This window comes from Elioraea sp., assembly GCF_051860475.1.
Lineage (GTDB): Bacteria > Pseudomonadota > Alphaproteobacteria > Acetobacterales > Acetobacteraceae > Elioraea.
This window is the reverse complement of the sequence record NZ_JBHYDW010000287.1, coordinates 1-1,502: the sequence shown is the minus strand read 5'-3', so window position 1 is coordinate 1,502 and position 1,502 is coordinate 1. Positions and strand designations below refer to the sequence as shown.

The window sequence follows — 1,502 nt, the reverse complement described above, 5'->3', positions numbered from 1 at the left end:
GCGGCGGGCGCCGTGCTCCTGCTCGCCCGGGCGCTCCACCGCCGCGGCGCGACGCGACGCGCGCTTGTCGCTGCGGGGAGCGAACTCGGTGCCGCGCGCGCCGCGGCTGAGGCGCTGGCCCCGGGACTCGAGATCACCGCTGCCGCTGCTGCGGCCGAGGCAGGGGCCGGACAGACCGAGGCGCGCGCGCGTCACCTTGCCGAGCAGATCAGCGGCACCCTCGACGCCCCGACCGGGTCCGCGCCCGACGAGGTCGACGCTGCCCGCGCGGAGGCCGACCGGAAGGCGCGCGAAGCGGACCGATGCGAGGCCGACGCCGAGGCGAGGGCCGAGGAGGCGCGGCGTCGCGAAACCCGCCTTGCCGAGGTGCGCGCGCGCGAGCCCGACGATCGCTTGGAGAAACGGGCGCGCCAGTTCGCGGAAGAGGCGGATCGGCTGCGGGACGAGGCGGCAGCGCTGCCCGACCCGAGCGCCGAGCAACGCACGGCAATCTTGAAAGAGATCGAGCGTCGTGAAGCCGCGCGCAATGCCGTCCGATCCGAAGATCAGCGGATCAACGAAGAGATCGCCCGAATCCAAGGCGGACTCGCCCGCATCGAGGCTGAGGGGCTCGACGAATGCATCGCCGAATGCGAGGGCAGATTGGAGCGTATACGGAACGAAATCGAGCAATTGGAGGCCCGTCGCGCTGCCCTGAACCTGCTCTCCAGCACGCTCCGTCAGGCAGAGGAAGAGGCAACGGCCTCCTGGCTCGAACCGGTCGTGCGCACCCTCGCGTCCTGGCTCGATATTGTGATCCCGGGAGCGGGCGCCACGCTCGACGAGACGACGCTTCGGCCATCGGGACTGACACGTGATGGCCGCGACGAGTCCTTCGACATCCTCTCCGCCGGCACGCAGGAGCAGATCGCGGTGCTGGTGCGCCTCGCCTTCGCCGAGATACTGCACCGGCAGGGGCGGCCCGCGCCGGTGATCCTGGACGACGCGCTCGTGTTCTCCGACGATGACCGGATCGAGCGCATGTTCGACATCCTGAGCGCGGCAGCGGAGCGGATGCAGATCGTCGTGCTGACCTGCCGCACGGGCCTCTTTTCGCGGCTCGGCGGCCACAGGCTGACGCTGGAACGCGCTACATGACGCGCGGCCTGCCGCCCTGGCTACTCGCCGCGCTCTTCGTGCTCGCCGCCTGCGCGCCGTTGCTCCTCGCCCTTGCCTCCGGCGAGCCGCCCGAGGCGGTGCAGGCGGAGCTCGGCATCGGGCTCGGGCTCGCCGCACTCGCGCTGATGCTATTGCAGTTCGCTCATTCCGGCCGGCTGGAGACGATCGCCGGGCGGATCGGCATCGACCGCACCATGCGGGTGCATCGCTCGGCCGGGATCGCGCTGGCGGCGATGGCGCTCTTGCACCCGCTTGCCTTCGTCGCCCCGCCGCTGCTCACCAACCCGGAGCTCGCGCTGCGCGGTCTTGCGGGCATGCTGCGCGCGGAACGGATGCAGAGCGGC

The 1,502-nt window shown here is 71.6% G+C and carries 2 protein-coding genes; both read left to right on the top strand.

Going from position 1 to position 1,502, the window contains the following annotated elements; all coding sequences use genetic code 11:
- The coding region (locus tag ACTIFU_RS23760; RefSeq protein ID WP_439580801.1) for an ATP-binding protein at nucleotides 1-1,137 on the top strand (1,137 nt) is incomplete at its 5' end.
- A partial coding sequence (locus ACTIFU_RS23755; RefSeq protein WP_439580800.1) for a ferric reductase-like transmembrane domain-containing protein occupies nucleotides 1,134-1,502 on the top strand: 369 nt, incomplete at its 3' end. The genes ACTIFU_RS23760 and ACTIFU_RS23755, both read left to right, overlap by 4 nt.